This is a genomic window from Kitasatospora sp. NBC_01250, assembly GCF_036226465.1.
In the GTDB taxonomy this organism is placed as follows: domain Bacteria; phylum Actinomycetota; class Actinomycetes; order Streptomycetales; family Streptomycetaceae; genus Kitasatospora.
Map to the genome: position 1 here is coordinate 5,744,734 of NZ_CP108476.1, position 15,041 is coordinate 5,759,774.

The 15,041-nt window shown below is 72.3% G+C and carries 14 protein-coding genes and 1 tRNA gene; 12 read left to right on the forward strand and 3 right to left on the reverse strand.

What is annotated here, in order from left to right; all coding sequences use genetic code 11:
* The first annotated feature begins 9 nt into the window (after positions 1–9).
* The 4 genes from OG500_RS24280 to OG500_RS24295 all read left to right on the forward strand — a co-directional run bounded on the left by OG500_RS24280 (position 10) and on the right by OG500_RS24295 (position 4,505).
* Positions 10–978, forward strand: coding sequence for an ABC transporter substrate-binding protein (locus tag OG500_RS24280; RefSeq protein ID WP_329583381.1), 969 nt, complete (start codon positions 10–12; stop codon positions 976–978).
* 99 nt (positions 979–1,077) lie between these two features.
* A complete protein-coding gene (locus OG500_RS24285; RefSeq protein WP_329583384.1) occupies positions 1,078–2,295 on the forward strand; it encodes a serine/threonine-protein kinase in 1,218 nt (405 codons plus the stop codon).
* A gap of 19 nt (positions 2,296–2,314) precedes the next feature.
* Positions 2,315–3,496: a serine/threonine-protein kinase gene (locus tag OG500_RS24290; RefSeq protein WP_327068936.1), complete on the forward strand. Its 1,182-nt coding sequence runs from the start codon at positions 2,315–2,317 to the stop codon at positions 3,494–3,496.
* A gap of 157 nt (positions 3,497–3,653) precedes the next feature.
* The gene (locus OG500_RS24295; RefSeq protein ID WP_329583388.1) at positions 3,654–4,505 is read left to right on the forward strand and encodes a fumarylacetoacetate hydrolase family protein; all 852 of its coding nucleotides are present in this window, start codon (positions 3,654–3,656) and stop codon (positions 4,503–4,505) included.
* 61 nt (positions 4,506–4,566) lie between these two features.
* Here the strand turns inward: OG500_RS24295 and OG500_RS24300 are convergent, their stop codons facing one another.
* On the reverse strand, positions 4,567–5,343 hold the full coding sequence (locus tag OG500_RS24300) for a TetR/AcrR family transcriptional regulator (RefSeq protein WP_327068938.1): 777 nt from the start codon (positions 5,341–5,343) through the stop codon (positions 4,567–4,569).
* Positions 5,344–5,494: 151 nt separating this feature from the next.
* Between OG500_RS24300 and OG500_RS24305 the strand changes: the two genes are divergently transcribed.
* The 5 genes from OG500_RS24305 (at position 5,495) to OG500_RS24325 (ending at position 11,042) form a co-directional block, all read left to right on the forward strand.
* A complete protein-coding gene (locus OG500_RS24305; RefSeq protein ID WP_327068939.1) occupies positions 5,495–7,246 on the forward strand; it encodes a DUF885 domain-containing protein in 1,752 nt (583 codons plus the stop codon).
* Positions 7,247–7,460: 214 nt separating this feature from the next.
* Positions 7,461–8,951, forward strand: a complete 1,491-nt coding sequence (locus OG500_RS24310) for an MFS transporter (RefSeq protein WP_327071671.1) — start codon at positions 7,461–7,463, stop codon at positions 8,949–8,951.
* Between the two features lie 269 nt (positions 8,952–9,220).
* The gene (locus OG500_RS24315; RefSeq protein WP_329583391.1) at positions 9,221–10,318 is read left to right on the forward strand and encodes a trypsin-like serine peptidase; all 1,098 of its coding nucleotides are present in this window, start codon (positions 9,221–9,223) and stop codon (positions 10,316–10,318) included.
* Between the two features lie 119 nt (positions 10,319–10,437).
* A complete protein-coding gene (locus tag OG500_RS24320; protein WP_327068941.1) occupies positions 10,438–10,788 on the forward strand; it encodes a hypothetical protein in 351 nt (116 codons plus the stop codon).
* Positions 10,785–11,042, forward strand: coding sequence for a hypothetical protein (locus OG500_RS24325; RefSeq protein WP_327068942.1), 258 nt, complete (start codon positions 10,785–10,787; stop codon positions 11,040–11,042). The genes OG500_RS24320 and OG500_RS24325 overlap by 4 nt, the downstream gene beginning before the upstream one ends.
* Before the next feature lies 1 nt (position 11,043).
* Here OG500_RS24325 and OG500_RS24330 read toward each other — a convergent pair whose 3' ends face one another.
* Positions 11,044–11,799 (reverse strand): GntR family transcriptional regulator, encoded by a 756-nt coding sequence (locus tag OG500_RS24330; protein ID WP_329583395.1) that lies wholly within the window; start codon positions 11,797–11,799, stop codon positions 11,044–11,046.
* 281 nt (positions 11,800–12,080) lie between these two features.
* Here OG500_RS24330 and OG500_RS24335 point away from each other — a divergent pair, with 281 nt between their 5' ends.
* Positions 12,081–12,533 carry a hypothetical protein gene (locus OG500_RS24335; protein WP_329583398.1) on the forward strand — a complete coding sequence of 151 codons (453 nt, stop codon included), beginning with the start codon at positions 12,081–12,083 and terminating at the stop codon, positions 12,531–12,533.
* A gap of 30 nt (positions 12,534–12,563) precedes the next feature.
* Here the strand turns inward: OG500_RS24335 and OG500_RS24340 are convergent.
* Positions 12,564–12,635: transfer RNA gene (locus OG500_RS24340), tRNA-Arg, on the reverse strand.
* 167 nt (positions 12,636–12,802) lie between these two features.
* Between OG500_RS24340 and OG500_RS24345 the strand changes: the two genes are divergently transcribed.
* On the forward strand, positions 12,803–13,210 hold the full coding sequence (locus OG500_RS24345) for a response regulator (protein ID WP_327071672.1): 408 nt from the start codon (positions 12,803–12,805) through the stop codon (positions 13,208–13,210).
* Positions 13,211–13,324: 114 nt separating this feature from the next.
* Positions 13,325–14,986, forward strand: a complete 1,662-nt coding sequence (gene argS / locus OG500_RS24350; RefSeq protein WP_329583400.1) for an arginine--tRNA ligase — start codon at positions 13,325–13,327, stop codon at positions 14,984–14,986.
* Positions 14,987–15,041: the final 55 nt, after the last annotated feature.

Below are 15,041 nucleotides of genomic sequence, written 5' to 3' on the forward strand. Positions count from 1 at the left end.
AGCCGACCCATGACCCGCACCCGCCTGCCCCGCCTGCTGCTCGCGCTCACCGCCGCCCTGGCTCTGGCCGGCTGCGCCAGCGCCACCGCCGATCCCGGCCCGGCCGCCGCCGCCGGCACGGGCACAGGCATCAACCTGACGCCCCAGCAGAACCGGATCAGCACCCCGAAGGTGGATTCGATCGCCGCGCTGGTCCCCGCGGACGTGCGCGCCCACGGCACCCTGGAGGTGGTCGACTCCCTCGGTACCGTCCCGCCGCTGGACTTCTACGCCACCGACGACAAGACCGTGATCGGCGCCGAACCCGACCTCGCCACCCTGGTGGCCGACGTCCTCGGCCTCAAGGTGCAGTTCCACCCCGAGAGCTGGGAGAACGTCTTCGTCGGCCTGGACAGCGGCAAGTACGACGTCGGCTTCACCAACATCACGGTGACCGAGACCCGCAAGGAGAAGTACGACTTCGCCACCTACCGGCTGGACAACCTGGCCTTCGAGGCCAAGAAGGGCGCCGACTGGAAGGTCACCGGTCCCAGGGACGTGGCCGGCCGCACCATCGGCGTCTCCTCCGGCACCAACCAGGAGAAGCTGCTGCTGGACTGGAGCGCCCAGGACGTGGCGGCCGGCCTCAAGCCGGTGAAGATCGCCTACTACCAGAACTCCTCGGACTACTACCTGGCGCTCGGCTCGGGCCGGATCGACGCCTGGGTCGGGCCCAACCCGACCAGCGCCTTCCACGCCGCGCAGACCGGGCAGACCCAGGTGATCGGCACCTACTCGGGTGCCGGGGCGAGTCTGCAGGGCAAGATCGCGGCCACCGTCAAGAAGGGCAACCCGCTGATCACCGCGGTCCAGGCGGCGCTCGACGAGGTGATCAGGAACGGGACGTACGGGCAGGTGCTGCAGCGCTGGGGGCTGTCGAACGAGGCGGTGCCGAGCTCCGAGCTCAACCCGCCGGGCCTGCCGAAGTCCGACGGCTAGTCAGCGCGGTACGGACCGGCGGCCGGGCGGGGAAGGCAGGCGATGGCCGGGCGGGGAAAGCCAGTTCCGCCGACCTCCCCGCCCGATAGGCTGATCCGCATGTCAGATCTCCAGGCCCCGCCGGTGGACGACCGCTATCAGATGGTGCGCCGACTGGGTCAGTCGGTCACCGGGGACCGCTGGGAGGCGGTCGACCGGTCCGACGGTCACCGGGTCGTCCTCCACCTGGTGCCGCCGCACTCCCCGGCCCCGCCGCCCGCGGTGGACCGCTTCCTGGACGAGGCCGAGCGGGCCGGCCGGCTGGGCCACCCGCACCTGGTGGCGGTGGAGAACCGCGCCCCGCGCGCGCTGGCCCTGGAGCTGCTCAGCGGCCACACCCTGGACGCCGTGATCGCGGCCGGCCCCGCCGACCTTGGGCACGTGCTGGTCTGGGCCCAGCAGATCTGCGAGGCGCTGAAGGCCGCGCACGCCGCGGGGGTGGTGCACTGGGGGGTCAAGCCGGGGCGCATCTTCCTCCTCACGCCCCAGCCGGTCGCCGGTGGCGCCCCCCTGGGCGCGATCAAGCTGCTCGGCTTCGGCACCGCCCACCTGGCGCCCGCCACCGAGACCGGCAACGCCCCGTACCTGGCGCCCGAGCAGTGGCGCCAGGCGCCCGCCGACGGCCGCTGCGACCTCTACGCGCTGGGCTGCGTGCTCTTCGAGCTGTGCACCGGGCGCCCGCCCTACCTCGGCGGGTCCGCGCAGGAGTTGATGCACCGGCACCTGAACGACCCCGTCCCGTGGCCCGGTCAGGTCCGCCCCGACCTGCCGCCGGGCCTGGACCAGGTGGTGCAGGCGCTGCTCGCCAAGGAGCCGGCCGCCCGCCCGGCGGACGCCGCCGACGCCGGGGCCCGGCTCGCCGCGGTGGCGGCCGGCTACCGGGGCCCGGTCCAGCCCGACCCGCGGGACCAGCTGCAGGCCCAGGTCGACCAGGCCTGGGCCTTCGGCGAGGCCGGGCAACCGGGCGAGGCCGTCGGCCGGCTGACCGCACTGGTGACGCACGCGGCCCGGCTGCTCGGCGCCGCCGATCCGCTGACCCTGCAGATCTGCTACGACCTTGCCATCTGGCGGGGGATGGCTGACGATATCGCTGGAGCGGCAGGACTGTTGGGCGAGTTGCTGCCGCTGATGACCGCCACCTTGGGACCGGGGGACGAGGACGTGGCGAAGGCGACACAGGACCTGTGGTCCTTCTCTCGTGATCTGGAGCGCAAGCGCAATCGTGGCCACTCCCGCCCCGGGGAGCTGGCGATGCTGCTCGGCCTCCCCGTCTACTGAACCTGGTGCTGGGGGAGAGATGAGAGCCGGCGAGCTGCTGGGAGACCGCTACCGCCTGGTCGGCGAACTGGGCCGTGGCGGGTTCGGGGTGGTCTGGGAGGCCTACGACCAGCGGCTCGGCCGCCAGGTGGCGGTCAAGACGCTGCTCCACCAGCACGGTTCGCCGAGCACCGGGACCGACCTGGCCAGGTTCGCCCGGGAGATGAAGGTGCTGGCCCGGGTGGTCCACCCGAGCGTGGTGCTGATCTTCGACCAGGGCGAGGCGGCCGAGCCCGGCCGCAGCTACAGCTATCTGGTGATGGAGCTGCTCAACGGCCTGACCCTCAAGCAGGTGCTCGCCGATCAGCGCCCGGCGCTCCCGCGCGCGCTGCTCTGGGCCCGCCAGTTGTGCGACGCGCTCGCCGCCGCGCACGCCGCCGAGGTGATCCACCGTGACGTCAAGCCGGAGAACATCATGTTCACCGGGCCCGACCAGCAGCTGCTCAAGGTGCTGGACTTCGGCATCGCCCAGATCGGTGACAACCAGGAAGCGATCACCACCGAGGGTGCGGTGATCGGCAGCGCGCCCTACCTCGCCCCCGAGCGCTGGCGCGGCGAGCCGGGCACGGTGCGCAGCGACCTCTACTCGGTCGGCTGCGTGCTCTTCGAACTCTTCACCGGCGCCCGCCCGTTCACCGCCACCAGCACCTACGGCCTGATGGCCCAGCACCTGGACGAACCCCCTGCCCGCCCGCCGGCGCTGCCCGTCGAGCTCGCCGACCTGCTGCTCGAACTGCTCGCCAAGGAGCCCGCCGACCGGCCCGCCGACGCCGTCGCCGTGGGCCGCCGCCTGGAGCGGGCCGCCGACACCATCCGCGACCTGCGCAGACGGGCCGACGCCGCGTTCCTGGCGGCCGGCGAGGGCAAGGCCGCCGAGGCGCTCGACGAGCTCCGGCCGCTGATCGAGCAGTTCGCGCTGGCCTTCGGGCCGGGCGACGGCCGCACCGTGCGCACCTGCCACGACTTCGCGGTGCTGCTGACCCGGGTCGGCGCCTTCGACCAGGCGTACTGCCTGCTGGACGAGCTGCTCCCGCACGCCACCGCGGCCCTCGGCGAGGGGCATCCGGACGTCGAGGACATCCAGCGCCGGCTCGCCCGCACCCCCGCCCCCGAACGCCCCTGCCCGGCGGGCATGCTCGCGGCGCTGCTCGGGTCGGTCTGACGGTTCCCCGGGCCTGTCAACCGTACGGGTGGCTGATCCGGACCCCCGGGCGCTTGGAGGAATTGATAGGAACTGGCCGAGGAGCACCCCCTGGCTGGCCGCCGCGCCCGGTTGATATACCTCGGGGACCGACGAGACCACAGGTGGTGATGGGCAGATGAAGCTCCTCCGAGTTGGCCCCCCGGGCGCCGAGCGCCCGATCGTGCTGGGCCCGGACGACACCGCGTACGACCTCTCGGGGCGCACTCCCGACCTGGACGGGGCGTTCCTGTCCCGGCTGGACACCGCCGAGCTGACCGGTGCGCTGGGGCGCGGTGAGCTGCCGGTCGTCGACCTCGCGGGGCAGCGGATCGGTGCGCCGGTGGCGCGGCCGGGCAAGGTGGTCTGCGTCGGGCTGAACTACCGCGACCACGCCGCCGAGGCGGGCGCGGCGATCCCCGCGGAGCCGGTGCTCTTCCTCAAGGCGAGCAACACCGTGGTGGGCCCGAACGACGAGGTCCTGGTCCCGCGCGGCAGCACCAAGACGGACTACGAGGTCGAGCTGGCCGTGGTGATCGGGCGCACCGCCCGCTACCTGGAGAGCGCGGAGCAGGCGGCAGCGGTGATCGCCGGCTACACCGTCTCCAACGACGTCACCGAGCGGGCCTTCCAGCTGGAGCGCGGCGGCCAGTGGGACAAGGGCAAGTGCTGCGAGACCTTCAACCCGCTGGGCCCCTACCTGGTCACCCCCGAGGAGCTGGGCGACCCGCAGGCGCTGGAGCTGCGGCTGTGGGTCAACGGCGAGCTGCGGCAGGACGGTCGGACCGCCGACATGATCTTCCCGGTGCTGGAGGTGATCCGCTACATCAGCCAGTTCATGGTGCTGGAGCCCGGTGACGTGGTCACCACCGGCACTCCGGCCGGCGTCACCATGGGCCGGCCCGGCACCGCCTTCCTGCAGCCCGGCGACGTGCTGGAGCTGGAGGTCAGCGGGCTCGGCCGGCAGCGGCAGGTGCTCGGCAAGGCCTGAGCCGCGCCCGGTCCGGGCCCGAGCCGTGTGCGGCAGGCCCTGACCGGCGGGTGCGTCCTCGTCAGGTGCCGACCCGCAGCGCGGCCAGCCGGGCCAGCAGCGCGGCAGCCCGTCCGTCCGGGGCCTCCAGCGCCAGCAGACCGGTCAGCACCTCGGCGCTCTGCGGGTCGTGCGCGGCGGTGGCCGCCGTCATCGCCACGAACTCGTCCACCAGCCACTCCCGCAGCTGGCGCTGCGGGATCTGCCGGCCCTCGTCCAGCCAGCTGAGCGAGGAGGCCTCCACCACCGAGATCCAGGAGCGGACCAGCAGGGTCAGCCGGGGCCCGGCCTCGGGCACGCCCATGTAGCGCAGGGTGCGGCGCAGCGCGGAGCGGCGCACCCGGTCCACGATCGCGCCGGTGCGCGCGGTCTCCACCACCGAGCCGCCGCGCAGCAGCGCGCCGTAGCCGGCCGCGTGCTCGGCGACGAACGAGAAGTAGCCGTCCAGCACCGCGCCCAGCTGCTCGGTCGGAGTGCCGCGCGGCGGCACCGTGAAGCGGCTGATCAGCTCCTCGGCGGCGCTGTTCAGCGCGGCCTCGTAGAGCTGCTGCTTGCCGCCGGCGAAGTAGCGGTAGACCAGCGGGCGGGAGGCGCCGGAGGCCTCGGCCACGTCGTCCAGGCTCACCTCGTCCGGCGGGCGGGTGCTGAACAGCTCCAGCGCCACGGCGATCAGCTGCTCGCGGCGCTGCTGCACCGGCAGGCGGCGGTACCCGGCGCGCCGGGGCCGCTCGTCCGGGGCACCGGGCGCTGCGGCGTCCGCTCTGTCGGCTCTGTCCGCGACCGGCTCGCTGGCGTTCATGCCGGTCAGCGTAGTGGCCGGGCGGCCCGGCGGAACCCCCGCGTGCGCGACCTGCGGGTGCGCAGGCGCTCGGCCACGGCCCCGCGGATCCCGAAGGCCCGGTTCCGGAAAAGGGGCTTGCAAAGCGTCCTGGCTGCGAAAAGATGTCCGGATGGCTTCCGAACCGAATCCCGCCGCCGACGGCCGTACCCCGCGCCAGATCGCGGACGCGTACGTCCAGGCCCTCGCCGACCTCGACCCGCTGACCGCGGTCTACCTCGGGCTCAACCCGCAGGACGACCGCCTGCCCGACCTGTCACCGGAGGGCCACAAGGCCGTCGCCGATCTCGGCCGCCGCACCCTGGCCGAGCTCGACGCGGCCGAGGCGGCCGGCGCCGGCGGTGCGCTCGGCGCCGCCGATGACACAGCGGCCGAGCAGCGCTGCGCCCGGCTGCTGCGCGAGCGGCTGACCGCCGAACTGGCCGTGCACGAGGCCGGCGAGGAGCTGCGCGCGGTGCGCAACCTGGGCTCGCCGCTGCACAACGTCCGCGAGGTCTTCACCCTGCTGCCCACCGAGACCGAGGAGGACTGGGCCCGGCTCGGCCGGCGCCTGGCCCGGTTCCCGCTGGCCGTCCGGCAGTACCGCGCCACGCTGGCCGAGGGCATCGAGCAGGGCCTGCTCTCCGGTCCGCGCCAGGTCGTCACGGTGCTGGAGCAGATCGCCGAGTGGCTGGCCCCGGACGCCTCCGCCCGGCCCGAGGCCGCCGGGGCCGGCTGGTTCGGCGCCCTGGTCGAGCCCGCGCCCGAGGCGCTGCGGGCCGAGCTGACCGGGCACGCGCTGGCCGGCTCCGCCGCCCTGGCCGAGCTGCGCGACTGGCTGGCCGAGGTCTACGCCCCCGCCGCCGCCGGCACGCCCGACCCGATCGGGCGCGAGCGCTACCAGCGCTGGGTGCGGCTGTGGAACGGCGCCGACCTGGACCTGGACGAGGCCTACCGGTGGGCCTGGACCGAGTTCCACGACCTGGCCGCGCAGATGCGCGTCGAGGCCGAGAAGGTGCGCCCGGGCAGCACGCCGATGGAGGCGATGCACTGGCTGGAGAACGAGGGCCCGGCGATCGCCGGCAGCGAGGCCGCCCGGGAGTACCTGCAGGGCCTGATGGACCAGGCGATCAACGACCTGCAGGGCGTCCACTTCGACCTCGCCGAGCCGGTCACCCGGGTGGAGTCGAAGATCGCCCCGCCCGGCACCGCCAGCGCCCCCTACTACACCGCGCCCTCGCTGGACTTCAGCCGCCCCGGGCGGACCTGGCTGCCGCTGATGGGCCGTGACAGCTTCCCGGTCTGGGACCTGGTCAGCACCTGGTACCACGAGGGCGTGCCCGGCCACCACCTGCAGCTCGCGCAGTGGAACTACGTGGCCGGCAGCCTCTCCACCTACCAGGTCAGCCTCGGCGGGGTGAGCGCCAACCTGGAGGGCTGGGCGCTGTACGCCGAGCGCCTGATGGACGAGCTGGGCTACCTGACCGACCCCGGCCACCGGCTCGGCTACCTCAACGCGCAGATGCTGCGGGCGCTGCGGGTGATCGTGGACATTGGCATGCACGTGGGCCTGGAGTTCCCGGCCGACTCGCCCTACCGTCCCGGCGAGCTGATGACGCCGGAGTCGGCCCGCGAGTTCTTCGGGCAGTACTGCGGCCTGGCCCCCGCGTTCCTGGACAGCGAGCTGGTCCGCTACCTGGGCCTGCCGGGCCAAGCGATCGGCTACAAGCTCGGCGAGCGCGCCTGGCTGCGCGGCCGGGCGGCGGCGCGGGCGGCGCACGAGGCGCGCGGCGAGGAGTTCGACCTCAAGGCCTGGCACATGGCCGCGCTCTCGCAGGGCTCGCTCGGGCTCGACGACCTGGAGGCGGTGCTCGCGCAGCTCTGAACCGCTGCGGCGTGGGCCCCGCTCGGGGGAGCGGGGCCCACCAGCCTGGACAAGCCTGTTAAAGCTTGGACAAAAGATGGCTTTTTGTCCGTATTTGTCAGCACTTTCGCTTGCCCCTTCCCCCGATCGCGAGCTTGGCTGGAGAACAGTGCCGTTCGCGCACGCCGACGGCACCCCCGTCCGGAAGGCTCCTGCCGTGTCCGCGCAAAACGCCATGGTCGAATCGGTGCCGGACCCCCGCCGCTGGCGGGCGCTCGCAGTGATCGCCATCGCCCAGCTGATGATCGTGCTCGACATCACGATCGTGAACATCGCCCTCCCCTCCGCCCAGCGCGACCTGGGGATCTCCAACGGTGACCGGCAGTGGGTGGTGACCGCCTACACGCTGGCCTTCGGCGGACTGCTGCTGCTCGGCGGCCGGGTGGGAGACCTCTACGGCCGAAAGCGCACGTTCACGGTCGGACTGCTGGGCTTCGCCCTGGCCTCCGCCCTCGGCGGCGCCTCGGTGACCCCGGTGATGCTCTTCGCCGCCCGCGCCCTGCAGGGCGCCTTCGGTGCCCTGCTCGCCCCCTCGGCGCTCGGGCTGCTCTCCACCACGTTCACCGAGCCGAAGGAACGGTCCACCGCCTTCGGCATCTTCGGCGCGATCGCCGCCGGCGGCAGCGCGATCGGCTTCATCGTGGGCGGGGTGCTGACCGAGTACCTGAACTGGCGCTGGTGCCTGTTCGTCAACGTGCCGATCGCGCTCGTCACGGCCGTCGGCGCCGCCCGGCTGCTGCACCGCGACCACATCGCCAAGGGCAAGCGGATCCCGCTCGACCTGCCCGGCGCCCTGCTCGGCTGCGGCGGGCTGCTGGCGATCGTCTACGGCACCTCGGAGGCCGAGTCGCGCGGCTGGGGCGACTGGCTGGTGCTCTTCTGCCTGGCCCTGGGCGCGGCCCTGCTGGCGCTCTTCGTGGCTGCCGAGCGACGCTCTGACCACCCGCTGCTGCCGCTGCACATCGTCGGAGACCGCAACCGCGGCGGCGCGGCGCTCTCGGTCGGCCTGGCGGTGGTCGGACTCTTCGGCCTCTTCCTCTTCCTGACCTACTACCTCCAGGAGATCAAGAACTTCTCGCCGCTGATGACCGGCGTCGCCTTCCTGCCGATGACCGGTGCGATCATCCTCAGTTCCACCGGCTTCGCCGCCCGACTGATGACCAGAGTGCCCTCGCGCAACCTGATCGTGCCCGGCCTGCTGCTGGCCGCCGCCGGCATGGCCTGGCTGACCCAGCTCAAGGTGAGCAGCGCGTACGTCGATTCGGTGCTGCCGGCCGAGCTCCTGCTCGGGCTGGGCATGGGCCTGGTCTTCATGCCCTCGATGAACCTGGCGACCCTGGGCGTCGCCCCACGGGAGACCGGCGCGGCGGCGGCCACCATCAACTCCGCCCAGCAGGTCGGCGGCTCGATCGGCACCGCGCTGCTCAACACCATCGCGGCCAGCGTCACCACGACCTACCTGGTGGGCCGCGACGCCGGCAGCAAACTGGTCCAGGCGACCGCCTCGGTGCACGGCTACACGGTGGCCACCACGGTGGCGCTGGGCGTGCTGATCTTCGCGGCGGTGCTCGCCTTCGTGATGGTCGACCACCGGCCCGCGCCCGGCGAGGCGACGGGGGAGAGCGCCGCGGCGGAGGCCCCCAGGGCGGCCTGGCAGGAGGACTGACCGGGAACGCTGCCCGGGGTCCCTGTCGGCCCCTTTTGACCTGGCCTTTAACGGCAGACACTCTTCTCGCGCCGGGACCCGTCCGACATGATGGGTCCCGGTCAGCTGTTGCGGCCTCCTGAGCCGCCCGGTGGATTCTCACACGGCTCTCAGTGCAGGATCATCGCGTTCGCAGCGAGGGGGGCGATAGTCGTAGGTAGCCGGGCACGCTTCGGGTGCCGACCAATCGGCCGCCAGGCCACCGATCGCGGGCAGGAGTAACCGACCTGATGACAAGTCAGCAGCGCCGGCACCGCAGTCCCCGTCCCCTCTTCCTGCGTCCGACCGTTCTGGTGGCCTCGCTCGCCACCCTGCTGCTCGTGGCCGTGGCCGGGATCAGCCTGCTGACCTCGCAGGCCTCCGCCTCCAGCCGGCTGGCCAGCGCCCTGACCGCCTCGGTCGTGAAGAACACCAAGGGCACCGCGTCGAGCACCCCCTCCCCGTCGGCCGACCCCGCGCCGTCCGCCGGCGACGCACCGGCCGGACCGCCCGCCGCCAGCTCCATGCCGCTGGCCCAGCTGCCGCCGGTCAACTCGCCGACACCCACGCCGACGCCCACGCCCACGCCCACGCCGACCCCGACGCCCAGCCCCAGCGACTCGGCCACGCCGTCCGCGGCTCCCTCGCCGAGCGACTCCACGGACGCGACCGACTCCACCGACTCCACGCGCTCGCTGGCGACCACCAGCACGGCACCGTCGAACTCCGAGGCCAACCGGGTCGGCGCCCTGTTCAGCGGCGGCTCCGCGACCCCCGGCAACCACTTCTGCTCCGCCAGCGTGGTGCACAGCAGCACCCGCAACCTGCTGGTCACCGCCGCCCACTGCGTGAGCAGCCCCAGCGGCGTGGTCTTCGCCCCCGGTTACCGCAACGGCCAGACCCCGTACGGCGTCTGGCAGGTCACCCAGGTTTACGAGACCACCGGCTGGACCCAGAACGGCGACCCCGACCAGGACTTCGCCTTCCTCCAGGTCGCCCCCAACAGCAGCGGCCAGCGCATCGAGGACGTGGTCGGCGGCAACCAGCTCGGCCTCAACGAGTCCTTCAGCGCCACCGTCCGCCTCTACGGCTACCCCAACAGCGGTGAGACGCCGCTGCTCTGCTCCAACACCACCGGCCAGCAGAGCACCTACCAGCGCAGCATCTACTGCCCCTCCTACACCGGCGGCACCAGCGGCGGCCCCTGGATCAACACCGCCGACGGCAACATCATCGGCATCATCGGCGGCTACCAGCAGGGCGGCAACACCCCGGACACCTCGTACAGCGCCTACTTCGACCAGACCATCGGCAACCTGTACGCCCACGCCGTCTCCAGCGCCACCTGAGCCCCCCCACCACCACCCCGAAGGCCCGGGCCCCCAGGGACCCGGGCCTTCGGGTGTGCCCCGCCGCCCGGCGGCCGCCGATCACGGGTAGCCTCGCACCCGACGAGAGGAGTGTCGCCATGAGCCAGCCCGTGCACGACGGAGTCGCGATCATCCCCCGACCGGAGAAGACCCCGGCCGCGCTCAAGGCGGCGCTCGCCGTCGTGGCCGCGGACCGCCTCCCGGAGATGGTGGACGGGCAGACCCGGGCCATGGCGGAGGCGGTCACCCAGGGCAGCGTCAACCCGATCCGCGCCTTCCTGGCCCACTGGGCCGCGATCGTGGAGATCGAGCGCCACCCGCACACCGCCCAGGCCTACCACCGCGGGAACTACCTGGCCAACCACGCCGAGAGCACCCTGGAGTGCCGGTCCCACGCCGTCGAGGTCGCCGAGATCTACCGCACTGCCTTCGCCGCGGTGAACGGGTGAGCTGGGCCTGGGAGTACCTGCCGAGCGAGGAGCACGTCACCGCCGGCGCCCCGGCCGACTTTCTCCGCGCGGTCGCCCTCAGGGCCGCCGAACTCGTCCGCGCCGCCGAGGCCCGCTACCTGGACGGGACGACCTACGAGGGCAGCGGTGAGCCGATGCAGTACCTCGACGTCGCGGGAGGCATGATCGCCTACTACGTCATTCCCCGCCTGGAACTTGTCGTCGTCTGCCAGGTCACCCCGCCGCCGGTGTGATTCACGCGTCGAAGTCGTACTCCAGTACGTAGGACGCAGCGTCGAGCACCATCTCGTTGACCTCCACCGCGCGCCCGTCCGCCGCGTACGCGGTGCGGCAGACGAGGATCACGGGCGTCCCGGCACTCAGTTCCAGTCGGGCGGCTTCGTCCTTCACAGGCATCCGGGAGCGGACCTCCTCGCGGAAGTGCACCGGTCCTGCGCCGATCTCGGCCAGCCGGGCATAACTCCCGCCCGGCCCGGTGTCCGGCTGCGTGATCCTGGTGCCCGCGACGAGCGCCGCCGGCAGGTACGAGGTGGAGAGCAGCACCGGTTTCCCGTCCAGCACGAACCGCCGCTCCCGCACGCACACGGCCTCGCCCGGCTCCAGTCCCAGCACCCCGGCGATCAGCTCCGGCGCGGGCTGTTCGAAGACGTCGACCGGGTCGACTTCCAAAGCACGGTTCTCGATGTCGGCCGCCCAGATCGACCGCCCTGACCTCCACTGACCCTCCGCCAGCCGCTGGATGCTCCGGCGACGCAGGGGTCGGAAGTCGCGGACGAAGACCCCGGCGCCCTTGCGCGCCTCGGCGATGCCTTCGCTCTGCAGGACTCCCAGCGCCTGACGGGCGGTCATCCGGGCAACGCCGTAGCTCTCCATCAGATCGTTCTCGCCGGGGAGCCGGTCACCAGCCCGGTACTGGCCGGAGTCGATGGCCGCCTTCAGGGCGTCGGCAATCCGCTGGTACTTGGGCTGCTTCTCGCCGCTGGTGGCCATGGTCCTCCTCGTTGATCTCTAGACATCCTAGGGCGGCCTCGCGAGGCGAGCGACTGACCGAGGGGCGCTTGACATCTCTAGAGATGAGGAGTTCTCTAGAGATGTAGCGTCATTCGTTCTGGAGGTCCTCATGGCGGAAGCGAGCCTCGTCCCCTACATCACCGCGTGGAGCGAGGAGGCGGCTCGTCCGCTCCGAGGTCGTCGCCCATCCCGCCGGCGGGATCGCGTATCGCGACGAAGTGCCGCACGACCGCGATGCCGACGGGATTCTCTGGGCGCGGATGACGCTCGCTCGTGGCCGGGGCCGGCCCGACTTCGGGCGGGTGCACGTCGGGCGGCAGCGGCGGGCGATGCGACTTCTTCTCTGCCAGATCTGTGGTGGCCCCGCCGATCGGACCGAGGAGGGGGTGCTCTGGCTGCTCAGGGACGATCGCGGCGATTGGCCGGGCTGGCCCGAGGGGATGGCGGCCACCCATCCGCCCGTCTGCCTCCCCTGCGCCGGCCCGGCTGTCCGGATGTGCCCGCACCTGCGCGCGGGGTGCGTCGCCGTCCGGGTGAGGGAGTGTCAGGAGCTGGGCGTCCACGGCAGGCTGTACCGCCCCGGCCGGGCCGGCGAGGCCGTCGTCGGCGTCGATGAACCGCGCGCCCGGTGGGTGGTGGCCGGGCAGTTGGCGCGGGTGCTGCGCGGGTGTGCGGTACGAGCCCCGGACATGACGAAGGCCCAGGTCGCTTGACCTGGGCCTCATCCGGCACTTCCTGCGAAGTGCCCCCGGTAGGATTCGAACCTACGCACCCGCCTCCGGAGGGCGGTGCTCTATCCCCTGAGCTACGGGGGCCTGCTCGGTGTTTCGCGTCGCATCGCTGCGACGGAGAGAACATTACCAGCTCGGCCGGGTGCTCCGTGCAGGGGTTTTCGATCAGCCGTCGACCGGGCTCCGGCGAAGTCCACAAAGGCCGGACGCGCGAGGGTGGGCGGTCGTAGGCTCGGGGGGTGTCGTCAGGCGTGTCCGGGCGGGTCCTCGTGGTGGACGACAGCGAGGTGATCCGTCAGCTGATCAGGGTCAACTTGGAGCTGGAGGGCTTCGAGGTGGTGACCGCGGCCGACGGTGCCGAGTGCCTGGAGGTGGTCCGGCGGGTGCGGCCGGACGTGGTGACGCTGGACGTGATGATGCCCCGGCTCGACGGGCTGCGCACGGCCGCGCGGCTGCGGGCCGAGAAGCAGACGGCGCGGCTGCCGATCGCGATCGTCAGTGCGTGCACACCGGCGGATCTCGACAAGGGGGAGTCGGTCGGCGTCGACGGGTACCTCGGCAAACCGTTCGACCCGGCGGACCTGGTCGCGCTGGTGCGGCGGCTGATGGGGATCAAGGCGGCGGGCCCGGGCGGCGGGATGACGTTCGGCAGCGGCTGACCCCGTCGACAGGTCGCCCATTTCGCTCACAGCGAACAGGAAACCACCGGTCCGGCCGTCTCAACGGGTGGCCGCGTGGCCGTGGGCCGGCCGCTCTCGCCTAGGCTTGGGCGCGTGACACCCGCAGAGCTCTCCCACGCAGTCCAGGTCGCCGTGCGCACCGCCGTCGAGGCGGGCGAGCTGTCCGTCGACGTCCCCGAGACGGTGACGGTCGAGCGACCGAAGAACCGCGACCACGGCGACTACGCCACCAATGTGGCGCTCCAGCTCGCCAAGCCGGCCGGCAAGCCGCCGCGCGCGGTCGCCGAGCTGGTGGCCGCGCGCCTGCGAGAGCTGCCCGGGGTCGCCAAGGTCGACATCGCCGGGCCCGGCTTCCTGAACATCACGCTGGACGCCGCCACCCAGGGCGAGCTGGCCCGCACGATCGTCGAGGCGGGTGCGGCGTACGGCCGCAACGAGGCGCTCAAGGGCCTGAAGATCAACCTGGAGTTCGTCTCCGCCAACCCGACCGGGCCGATCCACATCGGCGGCGTGCGCTGGGCGGCCGTCGGCGACTCGCTGGCCCGGATCCTGCGTGCCACCGGCGCCGACGTGAGCACCGAGTACTACCTCAACGACGCCGGCGTGCAGATCTCCAAGTTCGCCGCCTCGCTGCAGGCCGCCGCGAACGGGCGCGAGGTGCCGGCCGACGGCTACGTGGGCGAGTACATCGGCGACATCGCCAAGGCGATCACCGACGGCGTCCCGGGCGTCCTCGCGCTGCCCGAGGACGAGCAGTTGCAGGTCTTCCGCACCGAGGGCCTGGCGCTCATGGTGGCCGAGATCCAGCGTTCCATGGACGAGTTCGGCACCCACTTCGACACCTGGTTCTCCGAGAAGTCGCTGCACGACTCGGGCGCCGTCGAGAAGTCGATCGAGCGGCTGCGCGAGCAGGGCCACGTCTTCGACCAGGACGGTGCGATCTGGCTGCGGACCACCGACTTCGGTGACGACAAGGACCGCGTCCTGATCAAGGCCGACGGCGAGACCACCTACTTCGCCGCCGACGCCGCCTACTACCTCAGCAAGCGCGACCGCGGCAGTGAGGTCAGCGTCTACATGCTGGGCGCCGACCACCACGGCTACGTCAACCGGCTGAAGGCCATCGCGGCCTGCGCGGGCGACGACATGAACCGCAACATCGAGGTCAAGATCGGCCAGTTCGTCAAGATGCTGCGCGATGGTGAGGAGGTCCGCATGTCCAAGCGGGCCGGCAACATCATCACCATCGACGACGTGGTCGACTGGATCGGCGTGGACGCCGCGCGCTACACGCTGTCGCGCTCCTCCACCGATTCGACGATCACGCTGGACATCAACATCCTGACCAGCCAGTCGAACGAGAACCCGGTCTACTACGTCCAGTACGCGCACACCCGGATGTGCGGCGTGGCGCGCAAGGCCGCGCAGCTGGGCGTCGACAAGGGCGCCGCCGAGCAGTTCAAGCCCGAGCTGCTGGCCACCGAGTGGGAGTCCGACATGCTCGGCGCGCTCGGCGAGTTCCCGCGGATCGTGGCCAAGGCCGGTCAGCACCGCGAGCCGCACCACGTGGCCCGCTACCTGGAGGACCTCGCGGGCAAGTACCACCGCCTGTACGAGAACTGCCAGTTCCTGCCCAAGGGCGACGAGGAGCTGACCGACACCCACCGCGCCCGGCTCTGGCTGGTCCAGGCGGCCCAGACGGTCACCGCCAACGGCCTGGCCCTGCTCGGTGTCTCCGCCCCCGAGCGGATGTAGCCCCGCGCACCTGCGCACCTGCGCCCCCGCGCACGCCCAGAGAGAGACCTTCCCC